General features: G+C 41.2%; 16 protein-coding genes. 1 reads left to right on the top strand and 15 read right to left on the bottom strand.

The window, feature by feature from the left end:
* Positions 1 to 71 precede the first annotated feature (71 nt).
* Positions 72 to 2,159 carry a GH92 family glycosyl hydrolase gene (locus tag N8O80_RS04185; RefSeq protein WP_261026992.1) on the top strand — a complete coding sequence of 696 codons (2,088 nt, stop codon included), beginning with the start codon at positions 72 to 74 and terminating at the stop codon, positions 2,157 to 2,159.
* 262 nt (positions 2,160 to 2,421) lie between these two features.
* Here the strand turns inward: N8O80_RS04185 and N8O80_RS04190 are convergent, their stop codons facing one another.
* The 15 genes from N8O80_RS04190 to glpK all read right to left on the bottom strand — a co-directional run bounded on the left by N8O80_RS04190 (position 2,422) and on the right by glpK (position 19,223).
* Positions 2,422 to 3,306, bottom strand: coding sequence for an SPFH domain-containing protein (locus N8O80_RS04190; protein ID WP_004235732.1), 885 nt, complete (start codon positions 3,304 to 3,306; stop codon positions 2,422 to 2,424).
* A gap of 478 nt (positions 3,307 to 3,784) precedes the next feature.
* Positions 3,785 to 5,290, bottom strand: a complete 1,506-nt coding sequence (adcA, locus tag N8O80_RS04195; RefSeq protein WP_023941154.1) for a zinc ABC transporter substrate-binding lipoprotein AdcA — start codon at positions 5,288 to 5,290, stop codon at positions 3,785 to 3,787.
* A gap of 9 nt (positions 5,291 to 5,299) precedes the next feature.
* Positions 5,300 to 6,106 carry a metal ABC transporter permease gene (locus N8O80_RS04200; protein ID WP_000950038.1) on the bottom strand — a complete coding sequence of 269 codons (807 nt, stop codon included), beginning with the start codon at positions 6,104 to 6,106 and terminating at the stop codon, positions 5,300 to 5,302.
* Positions 6,099 to 6,803 carry a metal ABC transporter ATP-binding protein gene (locus N8O80_RS04205; protein WP_261026994.1) on the bottom strand — a complete coding sequence of 235 codons (705 nt, stop codon included), beginning with the start codon at positions 6,801 to 6,803 and terminating at the stop codon, positions 6,099 to 6,101. Before N8O80_RS04205 ends, N8O80_RS04200 begins: the two co-directional genes overlap by 8 nt.
* Positions 6,803 to 7,243, bottom strand: coding sequence for a zinc-dependent transcriptional regulator AdcR (gene adcR / locus N8O80_RS04210; RefSeq protein WP_001249308.1), 441 nt, complete (start codon positions 7,241 to 7,243; stop codon positions 6,803 to 6,805). Before adcR ends, N8O80_RS04205 begins: the two co-directional genes overlap by 1 nt.
* A gap of 151 nt (positions 7,244 to 7,394) precedes the next feature.
* Entirely contained in the window at positions 7,395 to 8,663 is a 1,269-nt protein-coding gene (gene dltD / locus N8O80_RS04215; RefSeq protein WP_261026995.1) for a D-alanyl-lipoteichoic acid biosynthesis protein DltD, read from the bottom strand.
* Entirely contained in the window at positions 8,656 to 8,895 is a 240-nt protein-coding gene (gene dltC / locus N8O80_RS04220) for a D-alanine--poly(phosphoribitol) ligase subunit DltC (protein WP_000351967.1), read from the bottom strand. Before dltC ends, dltD (N8O80_RS04215) begins: the two co-directional genes overlap by 8 nt.
* Before the next feature lie 13 nt (positions 8,896 to 8,908).
* The gene (dltB, locus tag N8O80_RS04225) at positions 8,909 to 10,153 is read right to left on the bottom strand and encodes a D-alanyl-lipoteichoic acid biosynthesis protein DltB (protein WP_261026996.1); all 1,245 of its coding nucleotides are present in this window, start codon (positions 10,151 to 10,153) and stop codon (positions 8,909 to 8,911) included.
* Positions 10,150 to 11,700: a D-alanine--poly(phosphoribitol) ligase subunit DltA gene (dltA, locus tag N8O80_RS04230; protein WP_261026997.1), complete on the bottom strand. Its 1,551-nt coding sequence runs from the start codon at positions 11,698 to 11,700 to the stop codon at positions 10,150 to 10,152. The genes dltB (N8O80_RS04225) and dltA overlap by 4 nt, the downstream gene beginning before the upstream one ends.
* 20 nt (positions 11,701 to 11,720) lie before the next feature.
* Entirely contained in the window at positions 11,721 to 11,852 is a 132-nt protein-coding gene (locus N8O80_RS04235) for a teichoic acid D-Ala incorporation-associated protein DltX (protein WP_033682482.1), read from the bottom strand.
* Between the two features lie 461 nt (positions 11,853 to 12,313).
* On the bottom strand, positions 12,314 to 13,477 hold the full coding sequence (gene dltD, locus N8O80_RS04240) for a D-alanyl-lipoteichoic acid biosynthesis protein DltD (protein ID WP_261026998.1): 1,164 nt from the start codon (positions 13,475 to 13,477) through the stop codon (positions 12,314 to 12,316).
* A 47-nt stretch (positions 13,478 to 13,524) separates the two neighbouring features.
* A complete protein-coding gene (dltB, locus tag N8O80_RS04245) occupies positions 13,525 to 14,679 on the bottom strand; it encodes a D-alanyl-lipoteichoic acid biosynthesis protein DltB (RefSeq protein ID WP_261026999.1) in 1,155 nt (384 codons plus the stop codon).
* A gap of 392 nt (positions 14,680 to 15,071) precedes the next feature.
* Positions 15,072 to 15,776, bottom strand: a complete 705-nt coding sequence (locus tag N8O80_RS04250; protein WP_261027000.1) for an MIP/aquaporin family protein — start codon at positions 15,774 to 15,776, stop codon at positions 15,072 to 15,074.
* Between the two features lie 70 nt (positions 15,777 to 15,846).
* Complete coding sequence (gene glpO, locus N8O80_RS04255) at positions 15,847 to 17,673, bottom strand: type 1 glycerol-3-phosphate oxidase (protein ID WP_261027001.1); 1,827 nt, start codon at positions 17,671 to 17,673, stop codon at positions 15,847 to 15,849.
* A 41-nt stretch (positions 17,674 to 17,714) separates the two neighbouring features.
* The gene (glpK, locus tag N8O80_RS04260) at positions 17,715 to 19,223 is read right to left on the bottom strand and encodes a glycerol kinase GlpK (protein ID WP_261027002.1); all 1,509 of its coding nucleotides are present in this window, start codon (positions 19,221 to 19,223) and stop codon (positions 17,715 to 17,717) included.
* Positions 19,224 to 19,354 lie beyond the last annotated feature (131 nt).

The raw sequence follows: 19,354 nt of genomic DNA on the forward strand, positions 1-19,354 counted from the left end.
ATCTTTGAAACTCCTTTTCTAAAGGCTATCTTTTTCTGATATAATGTAGAAAAACAGCCAAAGGAAAGACTATGAAACCACTACTTGAAACCATCGATACCCGATTTGGAACTACCAGCAAGCATGCCTTTTCTCGGGGAAACACCCTGCCATACACAGGCGTTCCTTTTGGGATGAATTACTTTGTACCCCAGACCAGCGACCAGGAGGGATCTTGGTTTTTCGATCCGCATCTGCCTATCTTTCAGGGGATTCGTTTAACCCACCAGCCCAGCCCTTGGATTGGAGACTACTCTTGGCTCCTTCTGACACCTGTCACAGGTCAGCTGGGTGGAGACAGCCTCTTTCATCGTCAGTCTTCCTATAATATAGATAATGCCTCTTTCCAACCTCATTATCTGAAAATTTTCTCCCTGCGCTATCAGATTGAAAGCCAGCTCACACCAACTTGCTATGGCGCTTCTATTCGTTTGGAGCAAAAGCAAGGCAAACCCCTCTCCCTCTATCTTCACGCAGCAGATGAACTGACCGTGGAGCAAGTAGATAAGCGGACCCTGAGCCTAAGACAAGAAGGAAAAACTGAGACCAATAAAAATCCACTGATACTCTTCACTGCCCTAAAAATGAAGACGGATATTCTTTCTGTTAGCAGAGAAAGCGAAGACTGGCGAATTGACCTGGCAGATAGTCATGCTGAAATCCAATTAGCGACTTCTTTCATCTCTCCTTCTCAAGCGCTATTTAATCTACCTCAAACGGACTTTGATAGCTGTAAAGCAAATACCCAAGCGGATTGGGAAAATCTCCTTCACCGTTTTGACGTTATAGAAACAGGAGAGGCTGACCGAACCTTTTTTGACCACTGCCTTTACAGACTCTTCCTCTTCCCACAGACTTTTTATGAGGTTAATGAATCAGGGCAAGCCATCCACATGGATCTGGCTACTTGTACTGTCAAACCCGGTGTCCTCTTTAGCAATAATGGTTTCTGGGATACCTTCCGCACCACATTCCCCCTCTTTGCCCTTATTATACCGGAACACTACCACCGCTTCTTAGAAGGATTTCTCAATAACTACCGCGATACTGGTTTCCTTCCAAAATGGCTGGCTCCAGATGAACGGGGTATGATGCCAGGTACACTTTTAGACGGTATTATCGCCGATAGCGCCTGCAAGGACATGGCCCCCGACCTAGAAGAAGAACTCCTCCAAGCCATGCTTGAAACAGCCAGCAAGTCCGACCCTCTCGGTATCAATGGTCGCCACGGACTAGCCCAATACCAAGAACTGGGCTACCTCTCTACCGACCACCACGAAAGCGTCAGCCACACCCTAGACTATGCCTATAGCGATTTTTGTATCGCTAGCTGTGCTGAAAAACTAGGGAAAATAGAAATCGCTGAAATCTACAAGACTTCATCACAAAATTACCGCCATCTATTTGACGCTGAGATAGGTTACATGCGAGCGCGTGACAATCAAGGCAACTTCCGTCCTGACTTCTCTCCTTATAGTTGGGGACGCGACTATGCCGAATGCTCTGCCATCCAAGCAACTTTAGGCGTCATCCACGACATCCCAGGCTTAATCCAACTTATGGGTGGAAAAGAAACCTTTAGCAACTATCTTTTGAAAGTCTGTCAGGATGCTCCCCTCTTTGAAACAACGGGCTATGGTTACGAGATTCACGAAATGAGCGAAATGGCTACTGCTCCTTTTGGACAACTCGCTATTTCCAACCAACCTAGCTTCCACATTCCTTATCTCTTCCGTTACAGCGATTACCCTGACTACACTGCTCTTCTCATCAAGACGCTCCGTCAGAAAGCTTTTCACCCAAGTTGGGAAGCCTATCCTGGCGATGAAGACAATGGCAGTCTCTCAGCCTGGTACATCTGGTCAGCTCTCGGTTTTTATCCGACCTGTCCAGGCAAACCAAACTATGACCTCGGAATTCCTCTCTTTGACCATCTCCGAGTCTATCTTGCCAAAGAAGATAAATGGCTAGATATTCATGCTGAGCAAAACCACAGCCATTTTAACTTTGTAAAAGAATGCCGACTGGATAAAACACTCGTATCAACTATTCAACACCAAAACCTCTTAAAAGCTGAACAACTAACCTTTACACTTAGCTGGTTACCAAGTCATCGCTAAATAATAAAAAATCTGCAATCCCCAAGATTATCCACAATCTGTGAATAACTATCCCAAACTGTGCTTAACTCTTGAGTTTCAGCAATTAAAACTACTTTATAATCCTCAAAAGTTACTAAATTGGTCACACAAATAAGAATTATCACTAAAATAATCAGAAGTTATCCACACTTATCCACAACCTGTTAGTAACTTTTATGAATAGCTAAGACTTATCTCTCACGAACACTAAAAAGAGCCTGACTCCAGGCTCTTTAGTCTATTATTTCTTCTCAGCGCGAAGGGCTGACAAGATTTGTGTACGGATATCATCCACACCATTTGGCGTATTTGGTAAAAAGATAGTCTGATTTCCTTTAGAGGCAAAGGTATTCAAGGTATCCAAATACTGATTGGTCAAGAGGATAGACATGATTTGCTCTTCTGTCATACCAACATTGGCTTCCTTGAGTTCTGTGATAGACTCTGCCAATCCATCCACAATCGCCTTACGTTGTTGGGCAATCCCCACACCATGGAGGCGGTCTTTTTCTGCTTCGGCTTCAGCTGCAGTGACGATTTTAATCTTATCGGCTTCCGCCAATTCTTGCGCTGCGACCCGCTTGCGTTGCGCCGCATTGATTTCATTCATGGATTGCTTGACTTCTGCATCTGGTTCGACCTTAGTAATCAAGGTTTTCACAATAATATAACCGTAAGTAGTCATTTCTTCTGCTACTTGATGTTGAACTTCAAGGGCAATCTCATCTTTTTTCTCAAACAATTCATCCAAGGTTAATTTGGGAACAGAAGAGCGAAGAGCATCTTCGATATAAGATTTAATCTGAGATTCTGGACGCATGAGTTTATAGTAAGCATCTGTCACGCTCTGCTCGTTGACACGATACTGAGTCGCCACATTCATCATCACGAACACATTGTCCTTGGTCTTAGTCTCAACCACAATATCACTTTGCAACAAGCGCAACTGAATCCGCGCTGCAATCGAGTCAATCCCAAAAGGCAAGCGAATATGAATACCGCTATTGGCAACCTTTTGGTATTTCCCAAAGCGTTCAATAATCGCCACCGACTGCTGACGAACTACATAAACTGTACTCAGTGTGACTATCACCAATAGGAGCACACAAACCACCACAAAAATCATCAAAAATGTTGCCATTATCGTGACCTCCATCATTATTTTTCCTGTATTATAGCACATTTAAAGAAGGCTGTGCAGTTTTTACTGCGATTTTTCCTGAAATGTCAATAATTAGAGGTGAATTGTCACATTGTCGTCTGATTTCTTGCTAAACCAACTGGTAAAGAATTAGGTCTACCATGCTAGTTCTTTCTAACTCCGTTGATTATCAACATACTATCTAAACTTTACAAGTCGTGGACAAAGAAACGAAACAAGTAACGGTTAATCTCTTTAAAAGACTCACAAAAAACATCATTGAAGTGAACCGCACTCCAATAGTTCAAGCATTAAGCATTATTGATGATCCAAATTTAATGTGATATACTATTTTTGTCATCGGTTACCGATTACGTTCCTTAGGTATCTGAAAGATCTATAATGAAGTTAGCCATCTAGTACCCAAAAACCGACTAGCTCCTATGAACTAGTCGGTTTCTCATCAATGCGCTAACATTTCTTGGGCGATTTCTTGGCCAGATAGGTTATCTGGGTAGTAGGTTGGCCAGTTATCCATTTCTTCAAAGAGGGCTTCTTGGCTTGTTCCTCCAAAGAAGATATGGAAATGTTCTGCCTTAACTGGGGCGATATTGTGGTCGCTAAACTGAACATACTTGAATTGTCCAGCGTCCGCATCTGTCGCTTCAAAGAGGAAGCGCACGCCACGATTGCCTTTCTTGTAAGTCAAGATTTTCTTACCAACATACTTGTAAGTATATTTCTTGCTTTGTCCACCTTGAACAAATTCCATAGTGTTATCAGTGATGTTAATCTTAGTCACATCTGTCTGATAGCCTTTTGTATAGTAGGCCTTGTACTCAGCCTGGGTCATCTTACCTGTCAACTTAGCCTTGTAGTCAAAGACTTGATCAAACGTACCATCTTCAAGGAAAGGATAAACTGATTGCCAGTTACCTGCATAGTCACTCAAGGTGCGGTCCTTGACGTCTGCATCCTCAAAGTAACCATTTTGAACTGTCTTGGTATCCTCGGCCTTTTCAGGCTCAATTGCTGGGCCTTCTTGGTCCGTTGTTTGTTTCAAAGCCTTGAGGTTTTTCTCCATCACGGAGATGTAATTTTCTCCAGCCTTGGTGTCCTCTTCTGTCAGACTTTCTAAAGGATTAAGGACATCTGTTTTAACACCTGCTTCTTTTGAAAGTGTGTTAGCAAGGGCTTGTGAGGCATTTTCTTCAAAATAGATATAAGCAATTTTATTTTTCTTGACATATTCTGTCAATTCTGCCAAGCGAGCAGCTGATGGCTCTGCATCTGGAGAAAGGCCTGAGATTGCTACTTGTTTGAGTCCATAGTCCAAGGCAAGATAGTTAAAGGCTGCATGTTGAGTCACAAAGCTCTTTTGTTTTGCTTGAGACAAGCCTTCTGCATAAGCCTTATCTAAGGCTTGCAATTTTTCGATATAGGCAGCAGCATTCTTCTCAAAGGTTTCTTTTTTATCAGGATAGTCTGCTGACAAGCTGTCACGGATGTGCTCTACTAGTTTAATGGCACGAACCGGTGATAACCAAACATGGGGATCGAACTCATGGTGATGTCCTTCTTCTCCATGGTCATGGTCTCCCTCTTCTTCCTCACCACCTGGCAAGAGCAACATATCGCCTGTCGCCTTGATGGTTTTGACCTTTTTCTTATCCAAAGTATCTAGCAATTTAGGAACCCATGTTTCCATGTTTTCATTTTCATAAACGAAGGTATCTGCATCTTGGATTTTGGCAACTGCCTTGGCAGACGGTTCATATTCATGGGGTTCTGTACCAGCACCGATTAGGAGTTCTACATTAGCAGTATCTCCTGCGACTTGCTTGGTAAATTCATAGACAGGGTAAAAGGTTGTCACGATATTTAATTTGCCATCTGCCTGCTTTTGATTGGAACAAGCCACTAAAAACAAGGCGCATAAACTGGCTAGCAATAAGCTAATTTTTTTCACGTTAGTCTCCTATTTGATAAAACGTCTTACTAAACTAATGAGTAAAAAGACAGTTACAAAAATAATGGTAATACTTGCACTTGCAGGTGTTTCTGCATAGTAGGAAATGTAAAGTCCTGCTACCATTCCCAAAAATCCAATAGCACTGGCAAGCAGCATAACCGATTTAAAGTTTTTCCCTAGACGAAGGGCAATACTAGCTGGTAAGACCATGATAGTCGATACCAGAAGAGCTCCCGCAGCAGGAATCATAAGGGCAATGGCCACCCCTGTCACCATGTTAAAAAGAATGGACATGGTACGAACTGGCAAGCCATCCACAAAAGCCGTATCCTCATCAAAAGTCAAGATATACATTGGACGAAGGAAGAGGAAGGTCAAAATCAAAACAACCGCCGCAATGACAAAGAGGGAAATAACCTGCTCTTCACTGATAGTCACGATCGAACCAAAAAGATACTGGTCCAAACTCATTGAACTCGAGCTTTTACCCTTGCTCATGACAATCAGAGAAACAGCCAGACCCGTTGACATGAGGATAGCTGTCCCGATTTCCATAAAGCTCTTGTAAACCGTACGGAGATACTCCAGAAAGACAGCCGCAATCAAGACAATGGCAATCGTAGAAACAGTCGGAGAAATCCCTAGGACCAGACCAAAGGCTACACCTGAAAGTGAGACGTGGCTAAGGGTATCGCTCATCAAACTCTGACGGCGCAAGATTAAGAAGGTCCCCAATACCGGCGAGAAAAGACTCATGGCAATAACGGCCAGAAAGGCACGTTGCATAAAGTCATAAGATAACAAACTAAGCATGACTCACCTCCTGATCATTCTCATGAACGTTGAAACAACGCCATGGCGAGTCTTGGTTACGGACTAAATGAATATTGCGGTCCGCATAGTCCTTAACTTCTTCAGGGTCATGGGTAATCATCAAAACAGCCTTGCCATGATGATGGGCGCTGTGGTGCATGAGTTCGTAAAATTCGTTTTTACTTCCTGCATCCATTCCCGTTGTCGGCTCGTCTAGGATAAACACATCTGGGTCAGAAGCAAACATACGCGCGATTACCGCTCGCTGCTTTTGTCCTCCAGATAAAGAACCCAAGCGTTTGTCTCTGTGTTCCCACATGCCAACTGAGTCCAAACTAGCCTTGATATGCTCCTCATCATGAGCATTCAAACGACGGAACCAGCCTTTTCGCGGATAACGACCAGATTTGACAAATTCATACACCGTACTTGGAAAACCAGCATTAAAACTGGCAATTTGTTGAGGAAGGTAGGCTATTCTCAATTTCTTACCCTGCGTATTTGTCTTTGAAATGGTCACCTTGCCAATGCGTGGCTGAAGAATCCCGAGACTGGCCTTGATGAGTGTCGTCTTAGCTGCCCCATTTTCCCCTGTCAAGGTAACAAATTCCCCACTATCAACACTATAATTGATATGTTCAAGAACGGGCTCCTTATCATAATAGAAGGATAAATCCTCTACCGTAATATATCTCATTATTTGATTTCTCCTACTAAAGCAGTCAAAAACCGCTGGATCACTTTTTGTTCATTTGGAGTAAACTGTGTCGCCACTTGTTCATAAGTTAAAAGTGTATGCTCATGGTGATGATGGTGCTCCTCAGCGATTGGACGAGCCAAATCAGTCAACTGATAAAAAATTACACGCGCATCCTTCGGATCTTTAGATGTTTCCAACATCCCTTCCTTGACCAAAGACTTAATGGCCTTGGTAACTGCCGCCTGACTGACATTGAGGCGACGAGCCAACTCTGAATTGGTTAAAGATTCCTCCGACAAGAGCATGAGGATATGCTCCTGGGTATTGGTCAGAGCTACCTCGCTAGTGCAATGACCTATTAGGATTTCATGCTGATTTTCTGCCTGCAAAATTACCTCATTTAAAAATGCATCAATATCCTTCGCTAGCTGTCTCATATCTGACTCCTTTCCTTTTAGATTTCTCCATTTTTAAGAGAAAAATACTATTCTTTGAAATTATTTACTGGTTAATTATATCACAACCAAAAAAAGAGTCAAGAAAAAACGTGAAAACCAGTTTCATTCTTGAACTCTTCTATACTATTATCTATTGAAATTCCTTGACATCTCCATCATAAGTCGCCCAGTCTTTACTGAAAAAGCGCTCATTCAGATGGTAAGTCGGAGCTGGTGTGGGATTGGATAGGAAAGGATCAACAGCCTTGTCAAAAGCTAACCAACCCAACCAACCCAGATGAATGGTATCCTTCATAAAAAAAGGCTCCCCTCCATCCTTAGAAAAATCTGCTATATTAGTAAAACCTTGACTTTCTAACTGGTAGCGAATCTTCTGCACCGTTTGTTGGTACATATCCTCTCGTAGACCAGCATAGTCCATCCATTTTTTATTAACAGGTGGAATGATAAAAATCGGGTTGACCTTAGATTTAGAAAACTGTGTTAAAACCAACTGCAAGTCATTATACTCTGGCGACTTGAGATAGGTATGTGTTTTCTGAGAACCTTTTAATTTCTTCAAGTCCTTTTTAATCTGAGTAGTATAGAAATAATTTTCCATTCCTAAATCATTATTAGAAGTATTCTTTTCTGCATCTGCTTTAACAATATCTTCTATGGCTTGATAAGAAAACTGATCTGGTAAGGTTTTTAAATATCTACCCACATGCTTATCATAATTGACATAGCCCCTAACAGAAAACTGACCAAAAAAGGAAGCTTGGTGTTCATTAAACCGAGCCAATAATTCAATCATTTCATTGTCTGCTTTCGACAATTCTTCTTTACTTGCCAACTTCTGAACCAGTTCCTTCATAGCTACGTTGGGAAACTGCTGTAGTAAGCGAGTCGCTGCATATTGACTAGCCTGATCTCCAGATTGATGTTCCAGAAAACTGGTCAACTGGTCTCCATTAAAATATTCCTGGAAAGCTGCTGGCTCATAGCCATTTTTACTGAACCACTGAGGTGAGATAACATACACAACTTGTTTATTCTCTAGCTGTGGCAACATCTGTTGCATCCCAAAATACTGATTAAGTGAAGCAGCTCCCCTCTGTCCTAAAAGATAAGGGCGGTAGGTGCGATTGTATCTCTCAGCCAAGACTGCAGGATGAGCACCGTCAAAACGAAGCCATTCACTGGAGCCAAAGAAGGGAACAAAACGCATATTTGGATCAGATAAGGCTCTGACCTTTTGACTCCTCTCCTTAAAACTTTCTGTGGTAGTAGCCACCGCTGAACGCTTTTCAGCTCCTAGATTATGACGCATCTCAGTAGGATAAAAGAAAATGAGCAGAAAAACCAACAAACCAGCTATCAAGACCGGTCCGAAGATCATCCATAAGCGTTTAAGCATTTTGTAGCTCCACAATGCCAGCTATGATTTTATTAGCCGTATTCCAGTCATCGCGACCAAACTCTGTAACAGGGACACGAATGTCAAAACGGTTTTCAATCTCCACAATCAACTCAACCGTTCCCATACTATCCAAGACACCTGCATCAAAAAGATCTTCATCCATCATGTCAGAAACATCTTCCATAAACAACTCATCAATAATTTCGATAACTTCTGATTTGATATCCATATTTTATTTCCTTTTATTTTTTAAACCATAAATCATTCAAAAATCCAGAAAAGATCAAGAATGACAGCATGACGACATGGAAGGTGACAACCATGCCAAGCAACTGAATCCAGCGATTTTCAGGTAGAGCAGGCTTCCCTGCTTTTTTCCGTTCCTTATTGAGCGTTTTTTTCTTGCGAATCCAAGCGTCATTAATGACCAAGCCTAATCCATGAAAGAGGCCATAGGCGATGTAATACCAGGTTACACCATGCCAAAATCCCATAATCAGCATATTTACAATGTAGGCCACACTTGAGGTTACATTACGATTTTTAAAAACCTTCTTTCTGGTCAACACCATCACCATTCGCATAAAGACAAAGTCACGGAACCAGAAAGATAGACTCATGTGCCAACGATTCCAAAACTCTTTTAAATCTCTTGATAAAAAAGGTTTGTTAAAGTTGATGGGGCTACGGATTCCCATCAAGTTTGAGATAGCTAAGGCAAACATAGAGTAACCTGCAAAGTCAAAGAAAAGTTCCAGACCAAAGATATACATGACCGCTAAAGCATAGAGATTAAAGAAACCACCTGACTGCAGGGCTAGATTCTTCAGAGGAGGCAACAAGGTCTCTCCTAAAACATGAGCCAGGATAAACTTATACAAAAAGCCCCACATGATATAGCGAACAGATTCATCCAGCATATCCATCAACTCATCCCGTTCAGGAATGGTCTGATAATTTTCATTAAACCGCTTAAAGCGATCGATTGGGCCACTTGAAAAAGTCGGCATGAAGAGAAGAAATCGGAGGAATTCCCAGAGGGTAAAATCCTTAATCACTCCATCTCTCAGCTCGATGATAATCCCAACCGAACGAAAGGTCAGGTAAGAAATTCCCAAAAACCCAAGCAAAGACTGCGTTCCATTGATAGCTGGCTGCACCTTGACAAAGATAATCGGAAGGAGGGATAGAAAGCTAACTAGGTAGAAGACCCACTTGCCATCCTTGCTTTTTCGATAATGCTTGTAGAAAAGCAGGAGCACTATTTCCCAGCAAAGGTAAATACCCAAGGCAGCCAACTGATTGGTCTTCCCACCTACCAACATGGTGACGATAAAGAAGAGACTAACCAGCACTTCATACCAGGCAAAGCGTTTCTTGAAAAAGAGGCCGATAAAGATGGGCAAGGTTGCAGCAATCACATAGACAAAATACTGAGGATTACCGTATGGCTCTAAATGAGGAAGCTGTTGAAAGAACTCCATCATCTCTTATTCACCTCGTTAATCAATCCTTTGATGTCAATTTTTCCATTTGGAGTCAGTGGCAAACTGTCTCGATAAAGGAATTTAGACGGCATCATGTAGGACATCATGATATCTGTTAAATCTTCCTTGATAGCCTTGGTAATATCGATATCACGCTCAAACTGCTCACGAACACCGTCTTTTAAGATGACATAGGCTAGCAGATTTTGTACCTTGTGATCCTTGTTATAACGCGGTACTGCAACAGCAGACTCGATAAAGCGAGACTTATTAAGATTTTGAGAGACATCTTCTAACTCAATGCGGTAACCGTTGAACTTAATCTGGAAGTCCATGCGTCCGCCGTAGAGAAGCAAGCCCTCATCTGTCATAGTTCCCACATCGCCTGTGTGATAGGCTGGCAGACCTTCAAACTCAAAGAAGGCTTCCGCTGTTTTTTCAGGATTGTTCATATAGCCTTTTGACACAGCTGGCCCAGAAACAATGATTTCTCCCTGTTCACCATTTGACAGTTTATTTCCTTCCTCATCAATGATAAAGGTTGGAGAATCAGCCTTGGTATAGCCGATTGGGAGGCGTTTGAGAGTAGCTAGCATCTCGTCTGTCACAGCAACTGCTGACAAAGCTACTGTCGCTTCTGTTGGACCGTAAGCATTGATAATACGGGCATTTGGGAAACGTTCGCGCAGTTTTTGAGCCGTTTTAACCGTCAATTCTTCGCCATCAAAGTAGAAATGCGTGATGCCAGGCATTTTCTCGCTATTAAAGTCTTCTGACAACATAGCCATATCCGCAAAAGAAGGCGTTGAAGTCCAGATAGCGATTGGCAATGAAAAAATGGTCGCAAAGAGTTGCTTAAAGTCCTGAGTAATAGCTGAAGGAAGGGCAAAAAGCGTACCTCCCAGTGCCAAGGTCGGCGCCCAGTACATGACGGACAGGTCAAAAGAATAAGGTGGCTGAGCCAGCATTTGCGGACGACTTGGCGTCGCAAATTCCTTATCCGTAATCATCCAGTTGGTAAAACTGAGGAGGTTATCATGGGAAATCTGTACTCCCTTAGGCTTACCAGTTGTACCAGAAGTAAAGATAATGTAGTAGTTATCATTACCCTTGACTGGATGCGTCATCTCATAGCTAGTCCCTTGGGCAAATTCTTCTTGAACCTGAGCTAGAGTCATCATTGGCGTAGAAACCTGCTCCAATGGAAAGTCTGAGATAGCAATAATCAAGCTTGGCTCTGCTACTTCTAAAATAGCCGAAACTCGCTCCAAGGCTGAATGGCTGTCAATGGGAATGTAGGCATGTCCTGACTTAGTCAGAGCTACAAAAGTTGCCAACATTTCATATTCTTGGCCACCAAAAACAACCACAGGAGACTTCTCTGGTAAATCCAGTTGGTCGATGGCTGCAGCTAAACTATCCGAATCAGCCTTCAAATCTCCATAAGTGTGTTCCTGCCCCAAAACATTGTAAACAGGATAGCTAGGCTGTGTCTGAGCAAAATGCTCAATGGTTTCAATCATATCTACGATTGCTTTATTTGACATAATAAGGATTCTCCTTCAAGTTAAAATTCATTATAGATAAAGCTTCCTTGACCCTGACCAAGATAGCTAAAGAAGTAAAGCAGCCCTAGAAAGATAAGAAAATACAAGGCTGTCCGACCAAGAAATATGTACAATTCTTTTCTCTGTTTCATCAAGAAAAACCATTCATTTCTGTAATTTTCCGCTAAAATAAAATCAATTTCTTACTAATTTATTTTTCTGCTATTATACCACTTTATAGACTAGTTTTTCAATTGTTTACCCGTCTATTTTCACTACGTTCCAGTAACATTAATTTGTTCCATATGATTCTTTCTAATGATAGCTTAAATGCTTTTCAGTATGGATTATATGGGGAGCTACAACAAAGTAGGCTCCATACTACCTATAGAGGATTTTTCCACTATAAATATTATAGAGCCTTATCTTATGTCTCACTTTATCGGTGCAGTTCGCTTTATCTAGAGATTTTTATAGTATGTAATCCTAGAATTCACTATAGATAAATTCTTGAATGTTCGAAAAATCGGTAACAAAACAATAAATCACGATGCTTAAGATAACCGTATAGAAAAATAGCGTCCACAAGATTAAGCGATGTGTGTTAGTTAGCTTAGTTTGCAAATTTGTATAGTTCTTTTTCAACTTCCATCCATCCTTTCACTCCAACGTGCATCACATCAAATAAAAAGTAATCATCATACTCTCTGTTTCCATAGTTTAATACCGTTGCACCATGGCTTTTTGCGACATCTTCTATTTTTTTATAAGTTTTCTCCCGCATCTCTCTTGAGACACCTGTGTAGTCATTCCATTTACCATTTACTGGGAAAATAATGACCTCAACTTCAATGCCCAATTCCTTGGCAACTGTCAAGAAGAGTTCCATATCTGAATACTCTGGTGACTCGAGGTAGCTCAAATCTTTACTAGAATCCTTCAGCGATGTATAACGATCTTTTAAATAGGTATTGTAGTAGTTATTATCAACAGCATAATCATTATTGTCTGTTTTCTTTTTGACCTCTTCTACAAACTGATTCGTCATTTTCTCCCAATCATAGTCTGGGGTTTTGTCTCCTAGTGAAGGATAATCTGATTTGGCATGTTTTTGATAAAAAATATGTTTGAGTTTAAAGGAATAAATCGCGTTATCGAACTCTAATAGTTTTTTATCAACAATCGTTCCTTTCTCATCTATGAAATAACTTTTGTATTTTTTGTAGATGTCATTTTGTTGCTTGTTCCCCTTGGTAATCTCGATAATGCGATTAATTAGTTTTTCTTTCGTTTCCTTACTAATCTTATCATTATTTAGCATATGGAAAATATGTTCTTGAGAAGCCTTGTTCAAAAAGGCATCCTGATGAGTCCCATCTTTTTCAAACCACTGAACCGACTCTATTATAGCCACTTTTCGCTTAGTCATAGATCCTTCAATAGAACCCAAGGTCGTAGCCTGAATGATGTTTTGTGAATAACTAGTCCCAATCTGCATGATATTAAAATCGTTGTAGTTAAAAATTTTATTGGGATGGTAGTCTTCATTTATCGTCGCAACCAACTCTGATGAGCCCAATAAAACAAATGTATTGGGAGTAATATTGCTTGTCAGAATATCTCTACTTTTATACTTTTCATACGAAGTGCTGTAGCGAATACTGTTATCCTTAACTTTATAATAATCATCAATCTTCTTAATAAATGTCACACTTAAAAGGGCAAGCGTCGCACTTACGAACACAAGCGATAGCAAAAATGCTTTTAGTTTAATCATATCGTTTTATCCTATCCCTTCGATCCGTCCAATCTCTTTTCAATTTTTTATCTCTTTAAAATCGTAAGTAAAATTTTATATGGTTCCCCTGAAAAGATAAAGAAACCAATCATAACCAAGTTCATGGTCACAAACCAACTCAGTAGCTTATACCAGTTTTTATTTTTATTTGTCTTATAAAAATTACTTTTCTTTTGATACACTTCAAATCCAGCCATCAAGATACCATGATAAAAACCATAAAAAATGTAGCTTACACTAAGACCATGCCATAAACCCATGATCAACATATTGACCATATAGGCATATGTTGCATTATGTAATCTATTTTTAAACCATTTTTTCCTGATGGCCTGCATCAATACTCTTGAAAATACAAAGTCTCTCAACCAGGTTGATAAGGTAATATGCCATCTAGTCCAGAAATCCTTGATATCGACACTCAAGAAAGGTTTGTTAAAGTTCATCGGTGTCTGAATACCTAGAATGTTACTACTTCCAACAGCCATTAGACTATAACCTGCAAAGTCGAAGAAAAGATACAAGGTGTAAAGGTACATGTACTTGATTGAGTAGACGACTGTACCAGTATTATTTAGAGCGAGTAACATCTGGTACACATAGGTTGACAAAACAACCTTGTAAAGAAGGCCTAGAACGATACGATACACACCGTCCCCTGCTAACTCTAGATACTCTTTTCGAGGCATGACCTCGTTTATCTCTTTTAAAAATCTCCTACTCCGATCAATCGGACCAGCACTAACTGTAGGGAAAAAAAGTAAAAATTGCAGGTAGTCTTTTATGCTAATCTTTTCTTTAATCAAGCCATCCGATATTTCTAGCATGATTTGAATGGTCTTAAAGGACATGTAGGAAATTCCAATAAAGGCCAACAAATGCAAAGAAGTCAGGGAAAAGACTTTATTGATTACTAAGGGGAGAATAGAAAGGAAAACCAGAGGTTTCAGCCGCTTTGTTTCTATCCTCTGTGCTATGAAAACCAGAAAATATTGATAAATTACAAAGGAGATTAAATAGACAATCATTGCTCTACTCTTGCCATAAATAGCTCCTGCAAATAAGAGGGAGAGCACCAAAATATAGTAGTCCTTACGTTTTTCAAAAAAGTTTACTACAAAACCAATTAGTAAAACTACAAACAAAAGAAGGAAAAACTCATTCCCCTCGAAATAATTCATACCAGCCAAACTCCTTTTTTCTTTTTCTCATCTCATGATTTATCTTTTTAAGATTAGTTCCTATCATATTACCAAAGATAGTTAACTTTATTCATTATATCATAATTTAAAAACTATAGATACTTCTATTATCTAATTTCCTAGAGTAAAAAATTCAACCAACTCTTAGTAATGAGACGAAATTATTCACACAATAAATAAAATTCAAGAACAAAAAATTGATGAAGGAACCGGTGAAGGATTCTGACTTTTTAGCTGAAATAGTAATCAACACCAGTATACAAACTTAAAAAAATCAAAATGACCAAAATGAAGTGAGAAAGTACTCCTTTATTTTGGTCATTTTTTGTAAGTTGTGTTTATTGAAGTATGAATAATTGAGTTTTAATATCTTAGAAAAGTGAGAATACAAGCACGGCCAAGGCTGCACCGATAACAGGTCCCACAACAGGAATCCAGGCATAAGACCAGTCTCCGTCTCCCTTGTTTGAAATTGGAAGGATACTGTGCATGATACGAGGTCCAAGGTCACGCGCAGGGTTCAAGGCACAACCTGTTGTCCCACCTAGTGATAGACCAATACCGACAATCAAAGTCCCCACTGCAAAGGTGCCGATACCTGCCTGAAAATCATAAAGCCCCAAAGCAAAGATTGTCAATACCAAAACAAAGGTGCCAAGGATTTCACTGATTAAGTTAGAAACTGTATCCTTGATGGCCGGTCCAGTACTGAAGGTTGCCAGGATATTGCCTGCATTTTCTTCTGCCTCATAATGCGGTTTGAATTGCAACCAAACCAAAATCTGACCCAGCATAGCCCCTGCGAACTGAGCTAGGATGTATGGGAAAACGGAAGCCCAAGGCAAACCACCTTTTAAGGCCACACCAATGGTCACAGCTGGGTTTAAATGAGCTGGACTGAGCTTGCCAGATACAAAGACCGCAACTGCAACCGCAATTCCCCAACCCATAGTAATCACAATCCAACCTGCATTGTTGCTCTTGGTTTTAGGAAGAACCACACCTGCAACAACACCATTTCCTAGAAGAATCAGGATTAAAGTCCCCAAAAATTCTCCAAATAATTCATTCATCATCTTTCTGTCTCCATTAAAAAGAAGGAGAGGGTAGACAAGGAGTCCTGCCCTCCACCTCTTTTATTTTATCTTAATTTTTTAATTCTGCTAAATCATTGTTAGCAAGAGCTGCTTCGACATCAGCACGGTAAGCGGCTTTTTCTTCTTCAGTCCAGTCATAGAATCGTCCCATTTCATTCAAAACTGGCTCAACGATGCTGTCCAAGCTATCACGCATGAAAAGCATGTGGTTGGTACGACGAAGAAGGAAGTCAACTGGGCTCAGAGCCAACTCATTGCGCATTGCATAGTGAAGTGACAAAGTATCCGCCAAACTGAGTCCTGGTGCTTGTTCCAAACTATGAGCAAGAGCAAAGACTTTCGGTGCATTTGAACCGTAGAGATTTGCGAGATAGTGAGCTTCCTTGCTATCCAAGCCACGTGACACTCCAAGTTGCGCAAAGGCTTCGATTTCTGAGTCCACATTTGCTGGGTTCAATTCCCCACCTGAAACAGGGTAAGTCTTAGAATTGATGAGTTTAAAGCTACGGTCAAATTCTGCTTTGAGGATGTCAACCACGCGCTCCATAGCTCCTTCAGCCATCTTACGGTAGTCTGTGATTTTACCACCAGCAAGGGTCAAGAGACCATTATCATCTCGGTCCAAGCTCGAACCACGTGAAACTGCAGATGGGTCCAAATGTTTCTCAGATGTGCTACTTTCAAGCTTGCTGACAGCAGCCTCAACATCTTCACGCGTTTTTTCTTTAGAGAGATAAGATTCAACAGTCGCAATCAAGTTGTTAAAGCTTTCATCACTGATGGTTCCGTTATTTCCTCCATTGTAGTCAGAAGCGCTATTGCCTGCGATCAATGGACGAAGACCTGCCCAGCTACTTTCGATATCATCAATGGTAATGTTTGCTTCTGGGAAGCGGTTGTTGACAATGCCAAGTAGATAATCTACATCTTCCTGAGTCACTTTTGGATGTTCCAAATCCCCTGTGTAGTCTGTATCCGTTGTACCAAAGTAAGTCTTGTTTTCACGCGGGAGAACAAAGACCATACGACCATCTCCCAAACCAGTGTCAAAGTAAACTGGCTGTGAAACCTTGATCTTGCTTGAGTCCACTACCAAGTGAACTCCCTTAGTTGGACGCATTTGTGAGAATTGGGTTCCCTTATTAGACAAGTTACGTACTTTATCACTCCAAGGACCTGTTGTGTTAATCACCAGACGGGCCTTGATTTCAAAGACTTGGTCTGTCAAGAGATCACGAGCTACAACACCTGTAATCTTGCCACTTTCGTCAAAGAGGAAGCCTTCTGCCTTCACGTGGTTAGCAATGAGGGCACCGTCTTGGTTGGCACGTTTGATATTTTCAATCACGAGACGCGCATCGTTGTTACGGAAGTCAAGGTAAACCCCACCTCCTACCAAGCCTTCTTTCTTCAAGTTTGGCTGGCGTTCCAAGACTTCTTCCTTACTCAAAACCTTGTTAGCAGCTGGCGTGTTGTTAACTCCTGCCAAAAGGTCGTACAAGTCCATGGCTACTTTCAGACGGAAGAGGCTAAAGGTCGCTCCATCTTCGTCGTAAACTGGTAAGAGCATTGGGTCTGGTTTCGGAATGTGGGGAGCGATTTGTTGAACTACAGCACGTTCAGAAACCGTATCTGACACCACTTCCACGTCGAATTGTTTGAGGTAACGAAGACCACCGTGAACCAATTTTGTTGAACGGCTAGATGTTCCTTCTGCGAAGTCCTGCATTTCAATCAAACCAGTCTCAAGACCGCTAGCCGCTGCCTGCAAGGCTACACCAGCCCCTGTAATTCCTCCACCGATAATCAAGAGGTCCAAGGTACGTTCCTGCATTTTTTGAATTGATAATTCACGTGTTTTCTTTGAAAATTCCATATTTACACACTTTCTAACTAAGTCGCTTTATTCTTCCAGTATTAGTCGTCTACTTCCGCAAAGACTTGGGTTGCTTTCACAGCTTTCTTCCAGCCCTTGTAGAGTTGTTCCTTGCGAGATTCGTTCATAGATGGCTCGAAGAGCTCTCCTGTCTCGTTCAAGAGTTTCAACTCATCCAAGTCTTTCCAATAGCCCACTGACAAACCTGCTAAGAAGGCTGCCCCCAAAGCTGTTGTTTCCAAGTTTTTGGCGCGTGCGATATCGATTCCCAAAATATCAGCTTGGAACTGCATGAGGAAATTGTTCATAGCTGCACCACCGTCTACTTTTAAGACTTGAATAGCTGTCTGAGCATCCACTTGCATGGTGTCGATGATGTCACGTACTTGATAAGCAATAGATTGCAAAGTCGCCTTGATAAAGTCTTCTTTAGTTGTTCCACGAGTTAAGCCAAAGACAGAACCTCGAGCGTTTTGGTTCCAGTATGGAGCACCTAGACCTGTAAAGGCTGGAACGACATAAACTTCATCATTGTTGTGAGAATCACGGGCATATTTTTCAGATTCTGGTGAATTTTCAACCATGCGAAGTCCATCACGAAGCCACTGAATGGCGCTGCCTGCGATGAAGATTGAACCTTCCAAGGCATAGTAAACCTTGCCATTGATTCCGTAACCAATGGTTGTTAATAGGTTGTTCTCAGACAACTGCATCTCTTCACCAGTATTCATGATGATGAAAGAACCTGTTCCATAAGTATTCTTGACCATACCTGGTTCAAAGGCCAACTGTCCAAAGAGGGCTGCTTGTTGGTCCCCAGCCATACCTGAGATTGGCACTTCTCCACCGTAGAAATGGAATGGAGCTGTCTTACCATAGATTTCAGAGTTAGAACGAACTTCTGGCAACATAGCCTTTGGAATGTTGAGGATTTCCAAAATCTCATCATCCCATTTAAGTTCTTTAATGTTATAAAGCATGGTACGAGCTGCATTTGAGTAGTCCGTCACGTGAGCCGCACCGTCAGTCAATTTCCAAACCAACCAAGTATCGATGGTACCAAAGAGCAATTCCCCTTTTTCTGCTCGCTCTTGAGCACCTTCTACATGATCCAAAATCCAACGAACCTTAGTCGCTGAGAAGTAAGCATCGATGATCAAACCAGTCTTTTCATGGAATTTTTCCACATAACCTTGGTTTTTTAGTTGCTCAGCTAAAGGGGCTGTTTGGCGAGACTGCCAAACGATTGCGTTGTAGATAGGAAGCCCTGTTTTCTTATCCCAGACAACAGTTGTTTCACGCTGGTTAGTAATACCGATTGCTTCGATTTGATTTGGCTTGACACCACTTTCGATGAAAGCACCCGCAATAACTGACTGAACAGAGTTCCAAATTTCATTGGCATTGTGCTCTACCCAACCTGCCTGAGGGAAAATCTGGGTAAACTCTTTTTGACTCGAGCTAACTTTTTCTCCTTTTTTGTTGAAAATAATGGCACGAGAGCTTGTAGTCCCCTGGTCAATGGCCATGATGTATTTTTCTTGTGACATGTGCTGTCCTCCTGATAAAGATCTTGAGGATGTTTCCTCTTTACACTTACTAGTATACAAAATAAAGCGCTTTCTTGTTCATCAACTTTTTTTAATTTTTAAAAAAATGTGAGGAGATTGTGTGAATTTCA

The organism is Streptococcus mitis, assembly GCF_946190155.1.
Lineage (GTDB): Bacteria > Bacillota > Bacilli > Lactobacillales > Streptococcaceae > Streptococcus > Streptococcus mitis_CL.

Bases quoted from the DNA above. Each gene is read 5' to 3' on its own strand.
- N8O80_RS04185 (WP_261026992.1), top strand. From the start codon at position 72: ATGAAACCACTACTTGAAACCATCGATACCCGATTTGGAACTACCAGC.
- N8O80_RS04190 (WP_004235732.1), bottom strand. From the start codon at position 3,306: ATGATTTTTGTGGTGGTTTGTGTGCTCCTATTGGTGATAGTCACACTG.
- N8O80_RS04200 (WP_000950038.1), bottom strand. From the start codon at position 6,106: ATGCTTAGTTTGTTATCTTATGACTTTATGCAACGTGCCTTTCTGGCC.
- N8O80_RS04205 (WP_261026994.1), bottom strand. From the start codon at position 6,803: ATGAGATATATTACGGTAGAGGATTTATCCTTCTATTATGATAAGGAG.
- adcR (WP_001249308.1), bottom strand. From the start codon at position 7,243: ATGAGACAGCTAGCGAAGGATATTGATGCATTTTTAAATGAGGTAATT.
- dltD (WP_261026995.1), bottom strand. From the start codon at position 8,663: ATGCTTAAACGCTTATGGATGATCTTCGGACCGGTCTTGATAGCTGGT.
- dltC (WP_000351967.1), bottom strand. From the start codon at position 8,895: ATGGATATCAAATCAGAAGTTATCGAAATTATTGATGAGTTGTTTATG.
- dltB (WP_261026996.1), bottom strand. From the start codon at position 10,153: ATGATGGAGTTCTTTCAACAGCTTCCTCATTTAGAGCCATACGGTAAT.
- dltA (WP_261026997.1), bottom strand. From the start codon at position 11,700: ATGTCAAATAAAGCAATCGTAGATATGATTGAAACCATTGAGCATTTT.
- N8O80_RS04235 (WP_033682482.1), bottom strand. From the start codon at position 11,852: ATGAAACAGAGAAAAGAATTGTACATATTTCTTGGTCGGACAGCCTTG.
- dltD (WP_261026998.1), bottom strand. From the start codon at position 13,477: ATGATTAAACTAAAAGCATTTTTGCTATCGCTTGTGTTCGTAAGTGCG.
- dltB (WP_261026999.1), bottom strand. From the start codon at position 14,679: ATGAATTATTTCGAGGGGAATGAGTTTTTCCTTCTTTTGTTTGTAGTT.
- N8O80_RS04250 (WP_261027000.1), bottom strand. From the start codon at position 15,776: ATGATGAATGAATTATTTGGAGAATTTTTGGGGACTTTAATCCTGATT.
- glpO (WP_261027001.1), bottom strand. From the start codon at position 17,673: ATGGAATTTTCAAAGAAAACACGTGAATTATCAATTCAAAAAATGCAG.
- glpK (WP_261027002.1), bottom strand. From the start codon at position 19,223: ATGTCACAAGAAAAATACATCATGGCCATTGACCAGGGGACTACAAGC.